Genomic DNA, 24,243 nt, shown 5'->3' on the forward strand with positions numbered 1-24,243 from the left:
TTAAACTAGTTTTAAAAACTACTTATTGTTATATTTCAATTTTAATAGTAAATAAGAGATATTTCAAGAAAATGGTATGCTTTATTATTTAGAATAGCTATGAAACTTTTTTATTAGATTTGACTATAATATATCTATATATAATAATTTAAATATGATTTCAAGTAGTTATCAAAACTACTTGTATTAGATTGGAGGATTTTATGGATAAATATCTTAGAGAACCAATTAACGGATTGACTCATCTTATAGGAGCTATACTTTCATTAATAGGTCTAATACTTATGATAATAAAAATATCATTAGATAATGGAACATTACTTGAATATGCTGTTGCAATTATATTTGGATTAAGTATGATCCTTCTATATTCTGCTTCCGCAACTTATCACTCTGTTATATCTAGCGACAAAGTAATAAAAACATTGAAACGATTGGATCACTCAATGATATTTATACTTATAGCTGGTTCATATGCACCACCTTGTCTGCTAGCATTACACAATAAAACTGGGTATATTCTTTTTGGAATTGTAGCTGCTACAGGTATCTTAGGTATAATTTTTAAAATGATTTGGATCACTTGTCCTAAATGGATTAGTAGTGTTATGTATATAACAATTGGTTGGTTTGCTATATTTGCAATTTATCCTTTATCGAAAGCCCTTAATCCTATAGCTATATTTTTACTAATTTTAGGTGGAGTTCTATATACTATAGGTGGAGTTATCTATGCTATTAAGTCCGATAAAATAAGAATTGGCGCTTTTGGGGGACATGAAATATTCCATATTTTCATAATGCTTGGTTCCCTATGTCACTTCATATGTTTCTTTAAATATATATTGTAATAAAGCCTACTCTTCATTAATTCGGATAAATTCTAAATTAATGAATTAATAAAAGAAAGCATTTGGCTACCTCCATTGCCAACTTGCTTTCTCTTTTTACATTATTAAATCTTCATACTTACCATTAATTAAATTTAGTATATCATCTGGATTTGCTTCAATTTGAATTCCTATCTTTCCACCACTAAAAATAATTTTTTCTAATCCTTTAGCAGACTCATGTATAAATGTTTTATATAATTTTTTCATTCCTATCGGCGAACATCCACCTCTTATATATCCTGTATACTTGTTTATATCTTTTACGTGTATCATTTCAACATTCTTTTCACCTGCAACCTTTGCAGCTTTTTTTAAATTTAATTCTTCACTAACAGGAATTACAAACACGTATAATTCTCTTGAGTTTCCTTGTACAACTAATGTTTTAAATACCATACTTACATCTTGTGAAAGTTTGTTTGCAACAGATACACCGTCAATATGACCATCTCCAGCTTCGTATTCATATGTATTATATTTTATTTTAGCTTTATCTAAAATTCTCATTGCGTTTGTTTTTTGCATAGCCCTACTCCTCATAATTGTTCTTGTTTATTATTATACTCCTAATAATTTTCATTTAAAATATTCTAAGTTCTATCTTTTTCTATCTTATAGTAAAAATTTACTTATATTAAAAACTCTGCTTGTCGATTAAAGCGTTATTCTATGTTATAATAACTGAATGAAATAATAAATGAAATGAGGTAGAAATTATTGATAACAGTATCTAATGTTAGCTTAAGATATGGCGGTAGAAAATTATTTGAAGATGTTAACTTAAAATTTACTCCAGGTAACTGCTATGGTGTTATAGGTGCAAATGGTGCAGGTAAATCTACATTCCTTAAGATTTTATCTGGTGACGTTGAACCAAATACAGGAGAAGTTATTTTGGCTCCAAATACAAGAATGTCTGTATTAAAGCAAGAACATAACCTATATGATAATTATCAAGTTTTAGAAACTGTAATTATGGGTAATGAAAGACTTTACCAAATTATGGAAGAAAAAGATGAATTATATGCAAAGCCAGATTTCAGCGATGAAGATGGTATAAGAGCTTCTGAATTAGAAGGTGAATTTGCAGACCTAAATGGATGGGAAGCAGAATCTGAAGCTTCATCCCTACTTCAAGGTTTAGGAATCGGAACTGAATCTCACTACAAAATGGTTTCAGAATTAACAGGTGCTGAAAAGGTTAAGGTGCTTTTAGCTCAAGCTTTATTTGGCAACCCTGGTGTTCTAGTTCTAGACGAACCTACAAACCACTTAGACCTTAAAGCTGTAAATTGGTTAGAAGATTTCTTATCAAAATTTGAGGGTACTGTTATAGTAGTATCCCATGATAGACACTTCTTAAACACAGTTTGTACACATATGGCTGATGTTGATTTTGGTAAAATTAAGTTATTCGTTGGTAACTACGACTTCTGGTATGAATCAAGTCAATTAGCTTTACAAATGGCTAAGGATCAAAACAAGAAGAAAGAAGAAAAGATTAAGGAACTTCAAGACTTTATTGCAAGATTTAGTGCTAATGCATCTAAGTCAAAGCAAGCTACATCTCGTAAAAAGTTATTAGATAAGATTACTTTAGATGATATTCAACCATCTAGCAGAAGATATCCATTCGTTGGATTTAAACCTGAAAGAGAAGTTGGTAATGATATATTAACAGTAAAAGACCTATCAAAAACTATTGACGGAGTTAAGGTTTTAGACAACGTAAACTTTATGGTTAACAAAGGCGATAAAATTGCTTTAATAGGTAATGAAATAGCTGTTACTACACTATTTAAAATATTAGCTGGAGAAATGGAAGCAGATAGTGGAGAATTTAAATGGGGAATTACTATAACTAACGCATACTTCCCTAAAGATAATTCTGAATACTTTAATGATTGCCACCTATCTTTAGTTGATTGGTTAAGACAATACTCTGATGAAAAGGCAGAAAGTTATATAAGAGGATTCTTAGGAAGAATGTTATTCTCTGGTGAAGAAGCATTAAAAGAAGCTTCTGTTTTATCAGGGGGAGAAAAGGTTAGATGTATGCTATCTAGAATGATGCTTTCAAATGCAAATGTATTAATGCTAGATCAGCCTACAAACCACTTAGACCTTGAATCAATTACAGCTGTGAATAATGGACTTAAAGACTTCAACAGTAATATACTATTTGCTTCACACGACCACCAATTCGTTCAAACAATAGCAAATAGAATTATTGATATTAAGGACGATGGTTCTATAGTTGATAGAACTATGACATTTGATGAATACTTAGAATTTTCTAATGCAATAAACTAACTAAAATAGGTTTCGTATTTTTTACGAAACCTATTTTTATTTACTTATTACCACTTCAAAACCGCATTTTCCCTATAAGTTCTTAAGTTCTTAAAAATATATAAATATATATTTTTAATCTTTAATTTATAAATTCTGTTTTAAATAATAAGAGCTGTACGAAGTTTAGTACAGCTCTTATTATTATTATTCTACATTGAATCCTGAGTCTTCTATACAATTTTTAATTTTTGATTCATTAGCTTCATCACTATAAACAACTTCTACAGTGCCTCTTGCCATATCAACACAAACGTTTTGAACCCCTTCTACTTTATCTAGAGCATTCTTAAGCTGCGTTTTACTTGTTGAATTAACTAAATTATTTACTTCATAATGAACTCTATTCATAACTATTTCTCCTTTTCACAAATTAACATTAATAGTATGTTCAAGTTCACATTTTTATATTAAATAACTTCTTCTGAAGTTTCTTTTTTCTTATATTTGTAATGTAATAGTTCATGAGCTTTTCCACGACCTGGTTGTCCCATATATTCATCATACATTTTCATTAAAGCAACATTTTCATGTGACTTTCTCTTTTTAGCACTCTTATCTTGATTATAAAGAACAGAGGCCCTTACTGATTTAATATCAATCTTTTCTCTTTCTAAATTATTAACATGAGGTTGTCCACCACCATTTACACATCCACCTGGACATGTCATAACTTCGATAAAGTGATATTCCTTACTATTCATTCTTCCACTTTCAATGAATTCAAATAAGTTAGCAGATCCATTAATTACTGCAACATTATAGTCTTCTCCACCTATATTTACAGAAGCTTCTTTAATTCCATTTAACCCTCTTACTTCTGTATAATCTAAGTTTTCTAGTTCTTTCTTTTCAACAAATTCTTTTGCAGTTCTTATAGCTGCTTCCATTACTCCACCAGTAGCTCCAAATATAACTCCTGCCCCAGTATATTCTCCCATTGCAGGATCAGCCTCGCTATCTTCTAGCTTAGCAAAAGCAATTTTCTTTTCCTTTATAAATTTAGCTAACTCTCTTGTAGTTAAAACTGCATCTATATTTCTTAATCCATCAAGTTCCATGTCTTCCCTATCTGCTTCAAACTTCTTAGCTGTACATGGCATAATTGTTACTGTAAATATCTTTTCTGGATCTATTCCAGCTATATGAGGATAGTATGTCTTACTTGCTGTACCAAAAATTTGTTGAGGTGACTTAGCAGAAGATAAATTTTCTAATAACTCTGGATAATAATTTTCAACTTGTCTCACCCAACCTGGACAACATGATGTAAACATAGGGAATGGGCCTTTTTTCTCTATTCTTTCTAAAAGTTCAGTAGCTTCTTCCATAATAGTCATATCGGCACCAAAATTTATATCAAATATTCTATCAAATCCTAATTCTCTTAATGCAGTATATAATTTACCAGTTACATCTACTCCATAACCCATATTAAATAGTTCTCCCATTGCTGTTCTTACAGCTGGAGCCATAGCTACTATTACATGCTTTTCTGGGTCTTCTAAAGCTTCTTTTACTCTATCAATATGAGTTTTTTCTGATAAAGCACCAACTGGACAAGCAGCTACACATTGTCCACATAATAAACAATTTGTTTCATCAAAACATTTTTGTTCTTCTGGAGTAACTATTCTTTTACCATTAACATTTACTAATTTAATAGAACTTGTACCTGTTTTTTCAGTACATGCTGCTGCACATCTTCCACATAAAATACATTTTGATCTATCTATTGTTATAGACTTACTTCTAATATCAACATACTCTTCTTTATTTTCTACAACAAAAGGAGTAGTTGCTTTAGCTTTAGTTTTTATAACTAACTTTAACAATTCACAATTTTCTCTTCTAGGGCAAGGACCGCACTTAAATTCATGCTTATTAAGTATTGTTGAAACTCTTGATTTTACTCTTTCTTGAACTTTTTCTGTATCAGTTCTTACAACCATTCCATCTTCAACTTTTGTTAAACAAGCCAAAGCTAAATTGTTTTTCCCTTCTATTTCAACTGCGCATACACCACATTTACCAACATTACCGCATTCCTTTAAGTAGCATAAAGTAGGTATGTCAATTCCATTTTCTCTGGCAACTTCTAACACTGTTTTACCTTCCGCTGCTTTGCACACCTTATCATTAATTATGATATTCTTCATCCTGTACCTCCATAAATTTCTTCTTGTAAATAAAAATTCTATTTTCTTCCTATAGTTTACCATATAAATTTGAAAAACCTATAATTTTCAGATAATTCGTTAAATTTTTATCAAACTGCTTATCACCTTTATTTTAACGCTAAAAAAGATTTAGTTCAATGTGAATTAAACCCAATGTTGTTTAAGTAAAATTTTCATAATAATATAATTGAATTTTATAAATAACTTCATTTTTCTTTCTTTAATAGGATTATAAATTTTGTTTACAATAAAACTATGTGGTAAACTTTAATTTAGAATAGAATATTTTAATATTTGTGCGAGGTAATATATGATAAAAATTTATGATAGAAAAAAAGATTCTTATGAGATAGAAAAAGTAGCTGGATCAAAATATATAAAGTGGTGTTATGAATCGCCTATTGGTAAAAGCCTTACAGAATTAATTATAAAAAAGAAACTAGTGTCAAAAATATATGGAAAGTATTGTGACACAAAACTTAGTAAAAAGAAAATCCCTAAATTTATAAAAGACTTTGATATAGATATCGATATGGCTATTAAAAAAACCAATGATTTTTCATCATTCAATGACTTCTTTATTAGAGAACTTAATAGTAATTCAAGACCTATAGATATGAATTCAGATATTTTAGTATCTCCAGGAGATGGAAGGCTCTTTGCTTATGAAAATATCTCTATGAATAAGCTTGTACAAGTAAAAGGAATTACTTATAGTCTATCTGAATTAATAGGAGATACTAAAATAGCCTACCAATATGAAGGTGGTACTTGCTTGGTATTAAGACTTTGTCCTACAGATTATCATAGATTTCATTTTATTGATAATGGTATACCTAAAGAAAGTCACTTTATTGATGGCTCATACTATTCTGTAAATCCTACAGCTTTAGAGAGAATTCCAAAGTTATATTGCCAAAATAAAAGGGAATGGTCAATTTTTGAATCTGAAAACTTTGGTGATATTATTCATATAGAAGTTGGTGCTACTTGTGTTGGTACAATAATTCAAACTTATGAGCCTGGTAAAAAGGTCCTTAAAGGTCAAGAAAAAGGATATTTTAAATTTGGTGGTTCAACAACAATATTATTCTTCAAAAAGGATATGATTGAGATTGATGAAGATATACTTGCTCAAACTGACTTTGGTTTTGAATGTAAAGTCCAATTAGGAGAAAAAATAGGGCATAAAAAGAAGACAGGTTAAACTGTCTTCTTTTTTATCAAATCTATTAATGCCTTCTTAAATATATCTATATTTTTATCTAAAGTAACTATGTTAATATTCATTTCTTTTGCTCTATCTAATACAGTCTTTTTTACAGGTTGCTTTGTAGCAACCAATATTTTTATAGCATTTTTTCCCCCTAACCTTTCACTATAAACCTGTAATTCATTTAATGCATCCTCGTCATATTTATCACTATCTTTACATGATATACATATCAAAACTGAATCTCTTATAGCTACAACATCTAATTCATTACGTACTCTTTTTAAGTCATCACCCCAATAAAATGTTAAGCCACTTTTTACCTCATCGATATCTTCAATACTTTGAACTACTAGTGTAGTTAATACTTCTAACCAAGTACCACTCTTAAATATAAATCCTTTTAAATAATCATTCTTAAATAATACCTCAATATTATCTTTATCTTCTATAAACTCAACCTCATTCTTTTCTCTCAAATAATTCAATATATTATAAATTAATTTTAACTCTTCAGATTCTACAAGACACTTATTTATGCTTATCCTTGAAGTATCTTTGTAATCATGTTTAAAAATATTATTATCATACAACTTCTGTTTATACTTATGCCAAATATCCAAATTACTTAATATTACCTTCGTAAACTCTTGGATATCACTTTTTTCTGCCAAACTAGTAGAATCTAATGTTATATTAGATCCAGATAGATGTATTACGTCAGATATACTTATATCTTCTAAAGGTTGCTCTATTATTCTATATTCCTTATCAAAAATATATCTTCTCTTTTTCAATAAATCTACATAAACACACTGTATATTTAATTCTATTGCTATTTTTAACATTATTAAAGATGTTATTCTATTACCACCAGTAAGATTAATTATTATCTCTTTTTCCTTGTATTTTGAAATTATATTTTTAAGATTATCATAATTATCTTCATCTATTAACTCATCAATTACTTCTATATTATTAAAATCTATATACAATTCTTTAAATTTATCTAACTTCTTTTTTTCTTTATTTTTATAAAGCATTACTACAGACTTTACTTTATATTTTTGAGCTAATAAAAGTCCAACTTCATTATGTTCATCTAATTGGTTAATAAGTAAATTAAATTTCATCAAACTATCTTCCTTCTCATTATTCTCCACTTTAATTTAACCAATTAGCTACTTTTTAATCCATATACTATACTTCTAATTCCACCTTTAAGTTAGCTACAAATTATTCAACAAAGTATTTCTAAAAATCAAAAAAGAGAGTCCTAAAAAAGACTCTCTTAATGGCAGGGCGTACAGGAATCGAACCCATAATCTACCGTCCGTAGCGGTATGTTATATCCGTTTAACTAACACCCCATATAATATAAATAACAGAATTATATTATCATAAAGGCTGAAATATATCAAGACTAATTAATGGTAATTACTTAAAGGTATATATCTGAAAACTCTACTTCTAACATTTCTACTTTATCTCTTTTAAATAAATCATTATAAGTCTTTTTCCCATCTACTAATGTTATAGGTAAAGAAACAGTAAATTTCGATCCCTTTCCTTCAATACTTTCTAACTTTATGTCTCCATTATGCAGCTTAGTTAGATAGTGAACCAAATCTAATCCAATTCCACTTCCTTTATATTCATTTTCCTTATTTAATGTAGATTGCTTAAATCTATTAAATATAAATTCTTGTTCAACTTTAGGTATTCCTGGTCCATGATCTTCTACTGATATATTTACTGTATTATTACTCTTTATAATATTAACTAATATATCAGAATCACTTGGAGCAAATTTTATAGCATTAGATAATAAATTCATAACTATTCTATCAATTGCATTAGGATCTACTGCTACTATACATTCTTCCACATTAGTATCAAATACCATTTGTATATTCTTACATTGTGAATACTTCTCTATAGAATCAACTATATTCTCCACAACACATACTATATCTACATTTTTTTTATTTAATTCATAATATTGATTCTCTAATTTTGTAGTATCTATTAGGTTATCAATTAATTTAATTATCTTTAAGCTATTTCTTTTTATTATTTCATTATATTCTTCTTTTTTATCTTCAGATTTAGTGTATTTAAAACATTGAAGTATACTTAATATTACATTTATAGGACTTCTTAAATCATGTGATATATTTAATAAAAAATCTTCTTGTAATTTAATTTTCCCATTAAGCTCATTAATTTTTTCTACCAACTCTTCTTTAGTCATATTATTTATAGAAATATTCTCTGTCATATTAATCCCCTTCATTATACAATTAAATTATATCTCGCATTTTTTCCATATATTTGAAATTACATATACATATTATCACATTTAAATCATTAAGACAATTTGTTTTTGTAAAAAAAAGGAAATGAATATTGTAAAAATAGAGGGATTTCTCCCTCTGAACTAATTTATATTGAATTTTGTACTACTTCCTTCTGCAGATACACTTATTTGTAATTGAGCTTCTATTCTTTCCTTTAACTCTGGTACATGCGATATTATTCCAACTAATCTTCCATTTCTTTGTAGCTCTAATAATGTATTTATTGCATTTTCTAATGATTCAGGATCTAATGTCCCAAAACCTTCATCTATAAACATAGTATCTAATGATATTCCCCCTGCATTAGCTTGAACTACATCAGATAACCCTAGTGCTAATGATAATGAAGCCTTAAAGCTTTCACCTCCAGATAGAGTTTTAACATGTCGACTTTTGCCTGTGTAGTTATCATATACCTCTAGTTCTAACCCTTGCTGTGATGTTCCTTTTCCTTTATCTTCTTTTCTTTTTAATATAAATCTATCGTTAGTCATTTTTGATAATCTTATATTAGCTGAGTCTATTATTTCCTGGAAGTATGATGCTAAAACAAACCTTTCAAATGTAATATATGGACTCTTTTTACCATTTGCTAGATTGGATAATTCACCTATTACTTTATATTCCTCTTCTTTATATGAAATTAATTTTTCTATATCCTTTATTTCTTTTAATATTGCTGAATTATTATTAATTAGCGAGTAAACCTCTTTTATATTTTGATCTAACTCTTTCAATTTAATCTGCTTATTGTTTATCTCACAATCTAACTCTTCTAAATTTACAAAATTAAGGTTCTCTGTCTTTTTTATTAAATCTATTTCTCTATCCTTTAAGGATTTTATATCTTCCCTGTAAGAATTAATCTCTAAAGTATAAGAATCTATTAATGAAATATACTTTTTAGAATCTTCATATTCCTCATAATCAGTAAAGTTTAACTCTTTCAACTTAATATTTATACTAGTTTTAATATCCTTTATATCATTGTTTAACTCATCTATTGCTTTCTCTAATTCTTTTACTCTTGATTGCTCTGAAGTTAGCTTATTATTAAGATTATTTTTTAACTCCCTGGCATAATCTAAATTCTTTATTAATGTATTTAAATACGCTTCAAGACTAACTATTTTTTTATTTAATAAGTTTAACGCCCTTAGTTCTTCTGGCACTTCATTCTCTATACTACTTAAAATCTCTTCTTCAGCCCTTAATTCACCAAATAAATTTGTATATTCATTACTTAGCTTATTTAGAGTTTCTTCTTTATCATTAAGTAACTTTTCTATATCTGATAATCTTAATTCAAATTTTTCTCTTTTACTTATTTCTTTTTCTAGTTCTTCTCTTTTAATTTTTACCTTCTTTAATTGATTACTTAACTCTATTCCTTTTATTTTTATTTCTTCAAATGAATTTTCACTAAATATCTCACTACAATTAATTTCACTAGATAATTCTTTTAACCTAGGAGTTATAGCATCACTTATTACTACATCAACTGATTGCTTCACCTTGGCCATTTCCATTAGAACCTTATTGTATTCATCTTGTTTTTTCTCATATATACTTTTAATACTCTTTAATTCCTCTTCAGTAGGTATATTATCCATCCTTTTTGCTGGACTAGGATGTTCTAAAGATCCGCATACAGGACAAGGAGTATCTTTCTTTAATTTAAGAGCTAATATTCCTGCCTGCTCCTTCATATATATTTCTTCTTTTCTTTCATACTCTTCTTTTTTGCTCTTATAGGAAACTTCAATTCCCTCAAATGTTACTGCAATTTCTCTATGTTTCTTTTTTTCTTCATAAAATCTAGCTATATTTTTATAAACTTCTCTAACCTTAATAATTAACTCATTCTTTTCCTTCTCAATACCCTCTAATTTAATCTTATCTTTTTCTAACTCGTTAATAACTTTTAATCTCTCAGTAAGTTCTTCCTTTTCCTTTTTTAAATCTTTTATTAATTTATTTTCCTCTTCTGATTTCAACTTATTTAAGTCTATATTTCTATTAAGTATCTTTATCTTACTTTTTTTATTTTCAATACTTTTAACCTTTGTTTCCTTTTCCTTAAGGACACTTATATCTTCTCTAATTTTAGTCCTTTCTTCTTCTTTTTCCTCTTGAGCTTTTAAGTTTTCCTCTGCCTTACTTAATTCATCTTTTACCCTATTCAAAATACTTTTACTATATTCTACTTCTTCCTCTTTTTGCTTTTTGCTTCTTTCCCTAGAAGATAAATTATCTTGTATATATATTATTTCCTTAGCATTAATAGCTCTTTTTAAAATAACTTCTCTTTTATCTACTTCGTTCTTTCTCAGAAGCATATCATTAAGTTTTTCAGATATACTTTCTTTTTCTTTCAATAAATCATTATTATTTTTTGATTTTATCATTCTTTCCTGTAAAACTAATATTTCCTTGGAAATATCATTATATACTTTTTCTAACTCTTTATATGATAAAGTATCTTGTTGTATTATTAAATCTATCTTATTTATTAAAGACTCAAACTCTATAAAATCATCAATATTTATAACTTCTTTACTTTTTATATTTTTAACATTCGTTCTAACTCTATCTTGTGACTTTTCTAGCTCTTTTCTTAATGTGATAGCCTTATCATTTAATAGTAATTGTATCTTTTCATAAGTATATGTGCTAAAGATTTTTCTAAATATGCCTTCACGCTCTTTTGAGTCTGCAAGTAACAACCTTTTAAACTCTCCTTGAGGTAACATAACAATTTGTTTGAACTGTTCCTTATTTATTCCCATTAAAGCATTTATTTCATTTGTTACATTCATTGCTCCAGTCTTTACTTTACCATTAGGTAATACTAATTCAGCCTCTGCTGAATGATTAGTAAATCCATTACCCTTTACTTTAGGCTTTAGCTGTTGAGGAACTCGTCTTATATGATATACTTCACCTCTAAGTTCAAAGTCTAGCTCTACATATGTTAATTTATCTTTTTGTGCAAAATCACTTCTTAAAGAATCATTCTCTCTACTACTTCCACTTGCTTCCCCAAACAATGCATAACTAATTGCATCAAAGATAGTTGTCTTTCCTGCCCCAGTAGGACCAGTAATTAGAAATATATTCTTTCCGTTCAAGATTTCAAAATCTATTACTTCCTCCTTTGCATAAGGCCCAAATGCAGACATTATTAACTTTATCGGTCTCAATTACTTTCCCTCCTCCCTAAAAACCTCATTTATTACATTTCTTATTACTTCTTTCTTCTCTTCTGTAAATTCACCAGAGCCTAATCTATCATAATATTCTTCAAATAATTCTAATTCAGTTTTACTTTTATATCCCTTTGATGCAGCTGTAAGGCTTGTTCCTATATTCTTATTTTCTTCTCTTTTAAGAATCATTATGTTAGGATACGCATTCCTTAACTTTCCTATAGGATCTATTATTTCACCTTCATCTGTTAATATTGCTTGAATGTAATCCTCTCTATTAGAACAATCCTCTAACCCTGCTTTTATTAATTCATCTAATGGCCCCTTTATAATTCTCATATTTCTTTTGGGTCTTAACTCTTCTTGCCTTATGTTAATCTTCTTATTTCCATCAATCTCAATAATAATTACACCTTTTTTATGATTAATTTCTGAAAAGGAATATTTCATTAAGGACCCTGAATATCTTATTTCTTCTCTTCCAACCTTTTGCCTCCCATGTAAATGACCTAAAGCTACATAATCAAAACAATTAAAATTATCACTATCAATTAAATCTGTTCCTCCAATTGATAAAGGTCTTTCAGAGTCTGATACTTCTAACTCAGCTAACTCATATAAGTTCTCTCCATCTTTATCTATAACATCATTTCTCTTATATGTTACATATCCATGTGTAACTACTATATTTCTTTCACTTTCATTTAAGCTTGGCTTAATCCTACTAATTACTGCTTTCATTGCATCATTATGATCTCTTATTTCAGGATTATTAAACTTTCTCCTTAATATTACTGGGTCAACATAAGGAATCATATAAAAATTAACATTACCTTCATCATCACTTATTGTTATATTTTTTATTTCATCTTCAATTATTCCTTGTATATATAGACCTTCTTTTTCTAATATTTTGCTAACAAAAGAAACTCTCTCACCACTATCATGGTTTCCAGATATAGCTACAATCTTCACCTTATTATCTATTAATATCTTACTAAAAACCTCATTTAATAAGTCTACTGCTTCTACTGGTGGTATTGATCTATCATAGATATCACCAGCAATAATAAGAACATCTGGTTTTTCAAAATTTATTAATTTAATAAGTTCATTTAAAATATATCTTTGATCATCTATCATGGAAAACTCATTTACTATTTTTCCTATGTGCCAATCACCAGTATGAATTATTTTCATTTTAACTCCTCCAAAATTTATTCTTAACTTTATTATAAAATATAAAAAGGTGGCATAGCCACCTCTTTATTGAATATTCATATTTTCATCAATTTCACTTCTCATATTTCTTAATACTATAAAAGAATAAAGGAAAGTTCCAAGTACCCTTACAGAATCCAAATATACATTAGGAACAATTATATTCAAAATAAGTATCAATATTGCTGGCAAAGTAGCTGCATATATAGTTAAAGAAAATAATTGAGAAAATCTTAGCCCTAATTTAAATATAAAATTAGTTAATAATAACATTGTAGCTATTATTAATGCATCCATAATTAATGTCATAAATGTTTCAAGTATTGCAATTATAGGTATAATTACATAAATTAATTTACTGCTTAAACTTAGGGTTTCTATAATATTATCATTAGTAATAATCATACCGCCTAAAAAGTCACCATATTTTGCTTGAGAAAATCCTAGCATTACTTCTGAATTTGTAACAATACCGTCCTTTAATATAAGTATGTACGAATCTAAATGAACAGTTATATTTTTTAATTCCTCAGATTGACTAATATCCATGTTATCATCTAAATAAATTAATGTATTCCCATTTTCTATTTTTAGTGGCGAAGTAACTAAGTCTAAAGTGCCATTTTCTATCTTAAACTTATATTTATCATCTTCTAAAGTTTGTATAGCTAAATTTATATCATTACTTAAAGTAAATGTTGTAGTTATACCTTTTATTCCACCGACAATAATGCTCAATATTAAAGCATATAATATTGCTTTTCCAACACCTTCTCTTATATATTGGGGAAACTCTCTTATGTTATATATAGAATTTTTAAATTTCTCAAAAAAGCTTTTATTTTTCATTATATCCTCCATAATCTCAATATTAAGTATAAATACATTCTACATCTTTATTAACACTTAATTCAACTAGTATCTATATATCAGATGATTAATATTAGTGTTTTTAGTCAATGATTATTATATATTGTATTATCAAGGAGGACTTTTATGTATAATAATAGCTCACATTTATTTGTTAATAATAAACATAATAAATCAAATTTCAAATTATATTTATCTATTCTACTTTTTGTATTAATTATAGTATCTGTAATTATATATGAATTTTTTAGTTATAAATTATTGGTACGTAACTTTACCTATTATTTTGATGAAAAGAAGTTTTCTAATGCAAATAACATTGTATTAACTACAGAAAACCTTAACCCATTTAAGGCTATCTTATTAGAAAAAGACCTTTCTCAATACTTTAACGATAAATTAGATTATTTATCTGAAGCTATTTCTGATGAAGATATGTCTTTAAATGATGCTCTCGACATAACTAAAGAAATATATAGATATAACTTATCTTCTTCAGATAATACTTCACTTTTCACTAGTTCAGATAATAATGATTTTAATAAAGGCGTATCTCTATTTAATTCACAGGAATATGCCAAGGCATATGATTCATTTAATAAAATTAATTCTAGTGACTCTGAATATAAAAATGCTCTATCCTATATGGATAAATGTAAAACAAACATAAAATCTAACTTATTAAATCAAGTTGATGAGTTATCTAGTAATCATTATTATACAAAGGCATTGAGCTTAATTGAAGATGTTAATTATATACTAGGAAATGATAATGAAATACTTGATAAAACTAATGAAATAAAAAATAATAGATCTAATTATCTAGCAAAACAAAATGAAGCTGAACAAGCTGCCTCTGCATCTATTATTAACAATATATCAACTTCAAATATAAACGAATTAGTTATTGAAAGCTTGACTCCTTATTTAATTCATGTAGATTTAAATGCTCAAAAAACTTACATTTATAATGGAAATTTAAAAAATTGGAATTTAGAAAAGACTTTTACTTGCTCTACAGGTATAAAAGGAGAAGAAACTCCTCAAGGTATTTATACTGTCAAAGAAAAAGGACAATGGTTCTTCTCTGAGCAATATAATCAAGGTGGTAAGTACTGGGTTCAGTTTTTAGGAGACTACTTATTCCACTCACTTCCTTATAATAAAGAAAAAACAAATATAGTAGATTATACACTAGGCACTCCTGCATCTCATGGATGCATTAGATTAAAAGATGAAGATTCTAAATGGATATATGACAATATTCCAAAGGGTACCAAAGTAATAATTAAATAAATTTAAAATATCTTAAACTTAACTTACTTCAATGGATACCTTATAATATTCATTGAGGTAATTTTTTTTAGGAGGAATAATATGAACTTTAATATTCCTAGTAATGTACAATTAATTATAGATACATTTTATAAAAATGGATATGAAGCTTTCATGGTAGGTGGATGTATTAGGGATCTACTTCTTAATAAGATTCCAACAGACTATGATATTGCTACTTCTGCTCCACCAGATATTACACAAAAATTATTTTTAAAAACTATTCCTACTGGAATTAAACATGGAACTATTACAGTAATTATTAATGAAATACCATATGAAATTACTACATATAGAACAGAAGGAAAGTATGTAGATAATAGACACCCTAATGAAGTAAATTTTGTTACTAATATAAAAGATGATTTATCTAGAAGGGACTTTACTATAAATGCATTTGCTTACAACTATAATGTTGGACTATTGGACTATTTTAATGGATTAAATGATTTAAATAGCAAACTAATAAAATGTGTTGGTGATCCAAATACCCGCTTTAATGAAGATGCTTTAAGAATACTTAGAGCTATAAGATTTAGTGCTCAATTAGACTTTAATATTGATAAAAAAACTTATTCTAGTATAAAGAACAACTATAAACTTATAAATAATATTAGTAAAGAACGAATTAGGAATGAACTCGAAAAAATTTTACTATGTTCTAATCCTATTAAAGGATTAAATTATTTAAATGAAACTCAAATTTCTTCACTTATTTTCTCAAGTATAGGAGAACTTATTCACTTAAATAGAAATCTATCACTTTTACCCAAAGATATTTGTATAAGAATTAGTGGATTGTTTAGAAATACTAATCCTGATAAAGTAAAATTATTATTAAAGGAACTTAGATTTAGCAATAATGAAATAAATAAGATATATTTATTTATCAGCAACTATAAGTATATAAGTAGTACTACATCTAAAATTGAAGTTAAAAATATTATTGCTAATGTTGGGCGAAATAACATTAATAATTTAATTAGTATGTATGAAGTTTTAGAAGAAAAAAAGTTAGATAATTTCAAAAAACACTCTAATTACATAATTTCTAATAAAGATACTTTGTATATAAAAGAACTTAATATAGATGGCTCTATACTAAAAAGTAAACTTCAACTCAACTCTGGAAAAATAATTGGTGAAACTTTAAATCACTTATTAGACCTTGTTATTAATGAAACCATAAGTAATGATACTGAGGTTCTTCTTGAAGAAGCGAAGAAATATATAAAAAAGGTGTAGCTGATATTTATTTTGCTTGTTCCGTCGCAAACTCCAAGTCACATTGAAACAAATATCTACTCCATACGTACTAAAGGTAAGGAAATTATAAAATTACTATCCTTTATTTTATATTTTTTAATATGAAAATGTAATAATACCTTTGATTTATAGCTAATTGAAATTTTATACTTTCCTAGACATAAAAAAGGAGGTGAACTAGATATTTTCTAGTTCACCTCAACTAATATTTCCTTCTCTAAATAAAATGAATATAAGTAACATTCCTTTATTTTCGTCTTGGTTATTTTTTCTAAAGCTTCTTTATAATACTGAATTTGTATTCTGTACTTATTTATTAACTCTTCTTCGTTACTTTGTTCAACATAGTCAGTTTTATAATCTAAAAGTATAACTTCATTATCCTCATAAAAGAAACTATCAATAACTCCTTGTAATCTAACTTTATCCCCTTCAACCTCTTTCGGTAAATCAGGATTTATTCTATGAACATCTATCTCTGTATAGAATGGTAGCTCTCTATATACTATATCTCCTCTATTATATGCACTTAACATTCTTTCCCCAAGTTTACTAATGAAAAACTTCTTAACCTTATATGGATTTATTACTTTATATTCTTCTTTACTAAGTAGTTCCATATCAACAAAATCTTTTAATTGTATTTTTATTTCTTCAATAGTATTTACTCTACTTAAATCTATCTTCTGCATTACAAAATGTATCGCTGTACCTTTTTCAGCTGCTGTAAGTCCTCTTTCTTCTTGCAAGAATTTAGGCTTTATATTACATATATCTTCTTTAAATAAATTTTCTGTATCTATTACAGGAACCTGTTCAAAATTCTTCTTTTTTAGTTCAGAAACTGAAAAGTTACTTTTTATTAATGTAGATTCTCTAAACTTATATCTAAAATCTAATCTTCTTTCTATTTCTTTATCCACAGATGAACAATCAGAATTTATTAACAGATTATCTTCATTAATTTCATCCACATCAGAATCTTTTTTATCCACAACTAAATCAGATTTAGTCCATGTTTTTACACTCCATGTGGATAAATCATCTTTTATCCTTATATCATTTGATCCAACTAACTCTCTTAAAATTTCTCCATCTTTATGTTTACATATAGCCATCCCAATCCAATCTAAATAAGATTTACCCTTTAATACTTCTGATGGAAGTATTATATCCTTGTCTAAAGCTGCAGCATTACAACACTTAGTTATCCACTTTTCCAATCCATTAACGGCACCGGTTATTATTAACTTTTCCTTAGCTCTAGTAAATGCAACATAAAGAATTCTTACTTCTTCTGATAATGTTTCAAGCCTTATTCTCTGCTTTATTGCTTCCTTAGGTAAAGTTGGATAACTTACTCTCTTATCTAAATCAACAAGTTCTGGACCAAATCCTAGCTCTTCATGATATAAGATATTATTATTTAAATCCATTAAATTAAATTGCTTTCCTGAGCCACACACAAATACTACTGGGAACTCAAGACCTTTACTTTTGTGTATACTCATTATTCTAACAACATCTTCATTCTCACCTAAAACTTTAGCACTTCCCATATCCCCTGAAGACTTTCTTAGCTTATTGATAAAGTTAATAAAATTAAATAATCCTTTAAAACTTGTTTGTTCATATTGCTTAGCTCTTTGAAAAAGTATTCTTAAATTGGCCTGTCTTAACACTCCATTTGGCATTGCTCCAACATATCCATAATAAGCAGTATCCGTATATAGATACCATATAAATTCATCTATTGGTGTGTATATAGATTTCTTTCTCCATACACTTAATCTCTCTAAGAAAATATTACACTTTTCAATAAGCTCTTTCTCACAATCAAATTCTTCCTTTGATATAGATATTATATTCTCATAAAAATATTTATCTTTATCTACTAATCTAATATTGGTAAGATCTTCAGCTGAAAAACTCATTATAGGTGACCTTAATAGAGCTATTAAAGGTATATCTTGCATAGGATTATCTATCACTTTAAGTAAAGACATTATAGTTCTTATCTCTATTGATTCAAAATATCCTGATCCAGTATCAGCATAAACTGGTATTCCTTCAGCACCAAGTTCATCTAAAAATACTTCTGACCAATTTTTTGTAGCTCTTAATAGTATAACTATATCTTTATACGTTACAGGTCTATATTCTCCTGTTCCTTTATCTAATACCTTAAATACTTTCCCATCCTTATTACTTAATAACTCTTTTATTCTGTTAGCAACAATTCTAGCCTCTAGGTTTATAGTGCCTAAATCTTCTTCTTCAATTAATACTTCTTCCTCAACCTCTGTTGACTTATCTAATATATTTAATTCTATTTTTCCACCAACTACATAGTTATCATCTTCTGTTTTACTATAACTAGCACCTAAATTCAAAGCCTCTTCATCAGTATATTCTAACTCCCCAACAACTCTAGACATTATCTCCTTAAATATATAATTTACACCTTTAATTACTTCATCTCTACTTCTAAAGTTCTTATAAAGTTGAATTTTTATATTTTTTCCTTGTTTTTTTGAATAAGTATTATACTTTTCAAGGAATAATTCTGGCTTTGCCTGTCTAAATCTATATATACTTTGTTTAACATCTCCAACCATAAATACATTAGGATCATTACTATATTTTCTAGATACTAAATCTATAATTGCTTCCTGAACCGCATTTGAATCCTGATACTCATCTACTAATACTTCATCAAAATATTCCTTAAAATTATCAGCAACCCCTGAGTCCTCACTAGTTAATATCTTCAAACATAAATGTTCTAAATCATTAAAATCTAAAGCTCCCTTTTCCTTTTTAGCATTAGAGAACCTGTCTTGGAATTCTATCACTAGACTAGATAGTGCCTTCATATAAGTATAGGATGCTTTAACTGAATGTAACATTTCATCTGGTGTCATAGAAAATATTTCATCTCTTAACTTATTTATTTTCTTCTTAACATCATCTCTTATAGATTTTACTCTACCTTGAACATTCTCATTAGATACATTATTCTTCCTTACAGTTTTTAACTTTGAAAAACTAGCTGAAGATAATCTATTATATATTTCCTCTACTCCAGCACCTAGATGTTCATATATCATTCGTAGCATTGTTATATCATCTCTAAAGGTATCTATGTAAGGTTCAAGACCACTAGTTTCTTCACATAACTCTAATGCCTTTTCCTCCATACTAATTAACCCTTGTAACTCAATAACTAAATTTTCTATAAATACTTTCATCCACGAACTCTTATCTAATTCTTCAATAGTATTTATATTAAATTCTTCACTCTTATCTCTTAACCATCTTTGAGGCCATGGGCCGCTCATTGAGAATTTATATAAATCTAATACTATATCTTTTAACTTATCATCACTTTTTGAATCACTATACGCTTCTACTAAATCTAAAAACTCTTTATCATCATTTTCATATTTATCTTCAAATAATTCCTCTAATACTTCACTTCTTAATAACATTCCTTCTGTTTCATCTAATATTCTAAAGGCAGGGTCTAAATCAATTATATGAAAGTTATTTTTTATAACGTCTAAACAAAAAGAATGCATTGTAGTTATATTAGCTCTACTTAATAATGTAAGTTGCTTTTGAAGGTTCTTTGAATTTGGACTTTTCTCTAATGCTTTTGTTATAGCTGATGCTATTCTTTCCCTCATCTCTGATGCAGCTGCACTAGTAAACGTAACAACTAATAATCTATCTATGTCTACTGGATCCTCTTCATTTGTTATAATTCTTATTATTCTTTCAACTAATACAGCTGTTTTTCCCGAACCGGCTGCTGCTGCTATTAATAAGTTACACCTTCTTGTCTCTATCGCCTTAAGCTGTTCTTCTGTCCACTTAGTTTCCCCCATCCTCTGAACCTCCTTTAACCTTTTCTATCATATCATTCCATATTTCTTTATCATCCTTCTTTAAAACAAGTTTATATTTATTATCTTTTATACTCGTATCAAATTGACATATAGCTGAATAATCGCAGTAATCACAATAAGAAGTTCTTTGATTCTTACATGGCTCTATTCTTATTTTTCCACTTAACATATCCTCACATAACTCAATCATCTTAAAATTAACGTATTCTCTTAATATGTTAAATTGCTCTTCAGTAATTACTGAACTATTTGAAGAAAAATCTCCATCCTTTTTAAATGTTGCTGGTATTACTAATGAATATGTCTCCATATCGTTATCCATTGCTTTTACTAATTCAGCATCCTTTAAAAGCAATCCATTCATCTTTAGCTTATCTAATACTTGTTTTCTTATCTCCTCATCCTGAAGCTCTGACTTACTTTTTATAATAGGGTCATCAATTTTAAAATATAATATTGCCCCTGGCATAGCTTGAGTATGAAGTATATATTCCGAATTCTTAAGAATCGCATCTAAATAAACTAATAACTGAATTTGTAATCCATAATATAATTCATTTAAATCAAACTTCTTAGAACCTGATTTATAATCTATTACTCTTATATAAGTGTTTCCATGAAGATCTAAACTATCTATTCTATCTATTCTTCCAGTAAGATATATCTCTTCTCCCGAAGGTAGTTCTAGCTTAATTGGAGCTCCATCTCTTAAATTACCAAATTGAAATTCATTACTAAATATCTCAAATTGTCCTTTTCTCATTTGTTCAGCTAAAACTGATACAGACTTTGCTATAACTCTTTTAAATCTATTAGTAAAATACTTATATTTTTTACTACTATTAAGTATAGAATTACCATCTTCAATCAGCTTTTTTTCTATTAAATCAGATACTATATTCCTACATCTTTCAGAGTTTAATTCTGACCAAGATATTCTTTCTCTCTTAACCTTATTAGTGAACTCATCTAAAATTTCATGCATAAAAGAACCCAAATCTGGAGCTGAAAATTCATATACTTTTCTATCCCTAGCTTTAAGGCCATATTTTATAAAATATGAAAATGGACATTCTGCATAATTTTCTAATCTTGAAACACTAAATAGTAATCTACCATCTTTTATGCTATATAACTTCTTAAGTTTTTCTCTAGCTACTACTTCTCCATCATTAGAATATTTTAACCCTTCAAGTATATTTCCTGACTTATTATAAAACTCTTCCTTATCTTTATACCAACAATATACATCCTTCCAATAATCCTCTACATCTTCATTCTCGTAGTTTCTTCTTAAGGCTAATATTAATTCATTAAAAGTTGGTATTGGAGCAGTAACCTTGCTATACTTATCTGATTTTTCCTTTAAATTAAATAAATCACTTTCTTCTATTAGCTTAGGAAAAATCCTCTTTAATCTTGGTATTACAATAGATGCCCTCAATGACTTTCCTTCAAAGTCAGCCATAGGATAACTTATCATTAAGTAATCACTAGCTAATGTTAACGCAGTGTATACCATATACTGTTCTTCAAAGACCTTAGCCCTAGTACTTGATGATAACTCTATCCCATTTTCTTTAAGCAAATCTCTATCCCTATCAGATAAAATACCTTCATCCTTATTTGCCGCTGGTAATACCCCATCATTAACTCCAACTATAAATAGTACTTTTACATTTCTCCCCTTTATTCTTCCTATACCTCCTATGTTTACTTGATCTAATGCTACTGGTATTATACCTATCTCCCTGTTTTGAAATCCTGCATTTAAAATCTTATAGAATTCATTTATTGTAATTAAATCTTCTCCTATAACATCAACTGCCTGATCTAATATATCTATCACTATCTCTGATACTTGTTGGTACTCCATAACCTTACTTTGCATACCATACTCATCAAATTCACTTATCCACTCTTCTATCCTATTAAAGCAGTCTAGCTCAATTAAGAACTCGTAAATAGCAGTACATATTGCTTTTACACTCTTATTACCTCTTATTCTAGAATGTAACTTAATTAATGGTTCTCTAACCTTAATCATAACTTTTATAGGATCTATCTCATCATTATCTTCTTCTGATATGCTTAATTCATTAGTCCACTTAAATCCTTTTATCCCATTAGCAAGCACATAATTTTCTAAAATATCTATTTCATTACTATCAATGTTAACTAAACCGCTCTTCAGATATTTAAATACACTTTCATATGACCAATTTCTAATCATAACTTCTATTGATGATAATATAAGAACGATTAATGGGTTGCTTAATATATCAATCTTTTTATCTAAGAAAAATGGTATATCATATTCATTAAATATAACTGTAGCTATTTTTTCATAATCATCTATATTTCTACATACAACTGAAATATCTCTAAATCTATATCCTTTATCTCTTACAAATCTTAATATTTCCTTTGCTACATTCTCAACTTCATCATAAGAATTATTAGCTTTATACAAACGTATAGTATTTACATCTTGCTTATAACTTTTAAATGGATATGTAAAGAAATACTTTTCTAGATGCTTTAACTCATGGTTATATTTAAATCTATTATTTTTATTATCATTTAAATTTACTGGTTTCTCATATCCTATATGCTCATCTCTCATCATGTTAAGTATTCTTAATTCTGTTGTTTTTAATGAATTAAATATATCAGTTACTTCACTATCATCACCACTGCTAACTTCATCCATACAAAGAGCTATATTTACTTCCTTACACTTCTTAGCTAATCCTTTTATTACCTCCATCTGCTGAGGAGTAAATGTTGTAAATTCATCTATCCATATCTCTGCATTATCATATAAACTACAATTATTTAACTTATTTGCTAAGTATGTTAGTTCATCATCAGTATCAACTAAGTTTTCTGAAATACTTATATCAAATTTCTCAAATATATTAGCTAAGTCTGTTAACTTTGATTTTAACTCCTCATCATCTATTTTAGTTAATCCTTCTCTTAATACACTAGGAGTAACGTTATACTTCTTAAATTCAGTTATAGTTTCTGATATTATATCTGTAAATCCCTGTTCTTTTGAAATTCTATTAAAATATTGAAGATTTTCTTCACTTTCTTGCAATATTTTATGAATAAGCATGCTCTTTCCAACATCTCTCATTCTATCATGAACTCTTCCACCACATTCATCGAAAACCTTTTGAGCCATAGTTTTAAAACTTAAAACTTGCGCTCTCAATAAGCCTTCTTCTCCTACATCTTTTAATAACATAGTTTCTCTTTGAAATGTATATTGTTCAGGTACTAAGTAAATTAATGTATTACCATTATTATCATTTAGCCTATTCTTTATTGAATTTAAACAATATGTACTTTTTCCGCTTCCTGCCCTGCCATAAATAAATCTTATTCCCATACTTTTTACTCCTATAAGAATTTAATCTCTTCT

At 27.7% G+C, this 24,243-nt stretch carries 15 protein-coding genes and 1 tRNA gene; 5 read left to right on the forward strand and 11 right to left on the reverse strand.

Annotated features, from left to right (window positions below; all coding sequences use genetic code 11):
* The first annotated feature begins 203 nt into the window (after positions 1-203).
* Entirely contained in the window at positions 204-851 is a 648-nt protein-coding gene (trhA, locus tag G594_RS0110945) for a PAQR family membrane homeostasis protein TrhA (protein ID WP_027098626.1), read from the forward strand.
* A 96-nt stretch (positions 852-947) separates the two neighbouring features.
* On the opposite strand, the gene ybaK is transcribed toward trhA, so the two are convergent.
* Positions 948-1,418: a Cys-tRNA(Pro) deacylase gene (gene ybaK / locus G594_RS0110950; RefSeq protein WP_027098627.1), complete on the reverse strand. Its 471-nt coding sequence runs from the start codon at positions 1,416-1,418 to the stop codon at positions 948-950.
* Positions 1,419-1,610: 192 nt separating this feature from the next.
* Here ybaK and G594_RS0110955 point away from each other — a divergent pair, with 192 nt between their 5' ends.
* A complete protein-coding gene (locus G594_RS0110955; RefSeq protein ID WP_027098628.1) occupies positions 1,611-3,206 on the forward strand; it encodes an ABC-F family ATP-binding cassette domain-containing protein in 1,596 nt (531 codons plus the stop codon).
* Between the two features lie 186 nt (positions 3,207-3,392).
* Here the strand turns inward: G594_RS0110955 and G594_RS0110960 are convergent, their stop codons facing one another.
* Both G594_RS0110960 and G594_RS0110965 read right to left on the reverse strand, forming a co-directional pair.
* Positions 3,393-3,596, reverse strand: a complete 204-nt coding sequence (locus G594_RS0110960) for a heavy-metal-associated domain-containing protein (protein WP_027098629.1) — start codon at positions 3,594-3,596, stop codon at positions 3,393-3,395.
* Between the two features lie 59 nt (positions 3,597-3,655).
* Positions 3,656-5,404, reverse strand: a complete 1,749-nt coding sequence (locus tag G594_RS0110965; protein WP_027098630.1) for a ferredoxin hydrogenase — start codon at positions 5,402-5,404, stop codon at positions 3,656-3,658.
* 331 nt (positions 5,405-5,735) lie between these two features.
* Between G594_RS0110965 and G594_RS0110970 the strand changes: the two genes are divergently transcribed.
* A complete protein-coding gene (locus G594_RS0110970; RefSeq protein ID WP_027098631.1) occupies positions 5,736-6,632 on the forward strand; it encodes a phosphatidylserine decarboxylase in 897 nt (298 codons plus the stop codon).
* Here G594_RS0110970 and G594_RS0110975 read toward each other — a convergent pair.
* The 6 genes from G594_RS0110975 to G594_RS0111000 form a co-directional block, all read right to left on the reverse strand.
* Complete coding sequence (locus G594_RS0110975) at positions 6,629-7,771, reverse strand: Card1-like endonuclease domain-containing protein (protein ID WP_027098632.1); 1,143 nt, start codon at positions 7,769-7,771, stop codon at positions 6,629-6,631. The two genes, G594_RS0110970 and G594_RS0110975, sit on opposite strands and share 4 nt — an antisense overlap.
* A gap of 162 nt (positions 7,772-7,933) precedes the next feature.
* Positions 7,934-8,008, reverse strand: a tRNA-Arg gene (locus G594_RS0110980).
* A 71-nt stretch (positions 8,009-8,079) separates the two neighbouring features.
* Complete coding sequence (locus G594_RS0110985; RefSeq protein WP_242829721.1) at positions 8,080-8,919, reverse strand: sensor histidine kinase; 840 nt, start codon at positions 8,917-8,919, stop codon at positions 8,080-8,082.
* A 159-nt stretch (positions 8,920-9,078) separates the two neighbouring features.
* Positions 9,079-12,201, reverse strand: coding sequence for an AAA family ATPase (locus G594_RS0110990; RefSeq protein ID WP_027098634.1), 3,123 nt, complete (start codon positions 12,199-12,201; stop codon positions 9,079-9,081).
* Positions 12,202-13,407, reverse strand: coding sequence for an exonuclease SbcCD subunit D (locus tag G594_RS0110995; RefSeq protein WP_027098635.1), 1,206 nt, complete (start codon positions 13,405-13,407; stop codon positions 12,202-12,204).
* 66 nt (positions 13,408-13,473) lie between these two features.
* Complete coding sequence (locus G594_RS0111000; RefSeq protein ID WP_027098636.1) at positions 13,474-14,277, reverse strand: DUF1189 family protein; 804 nt, start codon at positions 14,275-14,277, stop codon at positions 13,474-13,476.
* Positions 14,278-14,424: 147 nt separating this feature from the next.
* Between G594_RS0111000 and G594_RS0111005 the strand changes: the two genes are divergently transcribed.
* Complete coding sequence (locus tag G594_RS0111005; protein ID WP_027098637.1) at positions 14,425-15,594, forward strand: L,D-transpeptidase; 1,170 nt, start codon at positions 14,425-14,427, stop codon at positions 15,592-15,594.
* Positions 15,595-15,675: 81 nt separating this feature from the next.
* Positions 15,676-16,878, forward strand: coding sequence for a CCA tRNA nucleotidyltransferase (locus G594_RS0111010; RefSeq protein WP_027098638.1), 1,203 nt, complete (start codon positions 15,676-15,678; stop codon positions 16,876-16,878).
* Positions 16,879-17,087: 209 nt separating this feature from the next.
* Here G594_RS0111010 and addA read toward each other — a convergent pair whose 3' ends face one another.
* Positions 17,088-20,789, reverse strand: a complete 3,702-nt coding sequence (addA, locus tag G594_RS0111015) for a helicase-exonuclease AddAB subunit AddA (RefSeq protein ID WP_027098639.1) — start codon at positions 20,787-20,789, stop codon at positions 17,088-17,090.
* Positions 20,776-24,210: a helicase-exonuclease AddAB subunit AddB gene (gene addB / locus G594_RS0111020; RefSeq protein WP_027098640.1), complete on the reverse strand. Its 3,435-nt coding sequence runs from the start codon at positions 24,208-24,210 to the stop codon at positions 20,776-20,778. Before addB ends, addA begins: the two co-directional genes overlap by 14 nt.
* Positions 24,211-24,243 lie beyond the last annotated feature (33 nt).

The sequence above is a fragment of the Clostridium paraputrificum AGR2156 genome (genome assembly GCF_000424025.1).
GTDB classification, from domain to species: Bacteria; Bacillota; Clostridia; order Clostridiales; family Clostridiaceae; genus Clostridium; species Clostridium paraputrificum.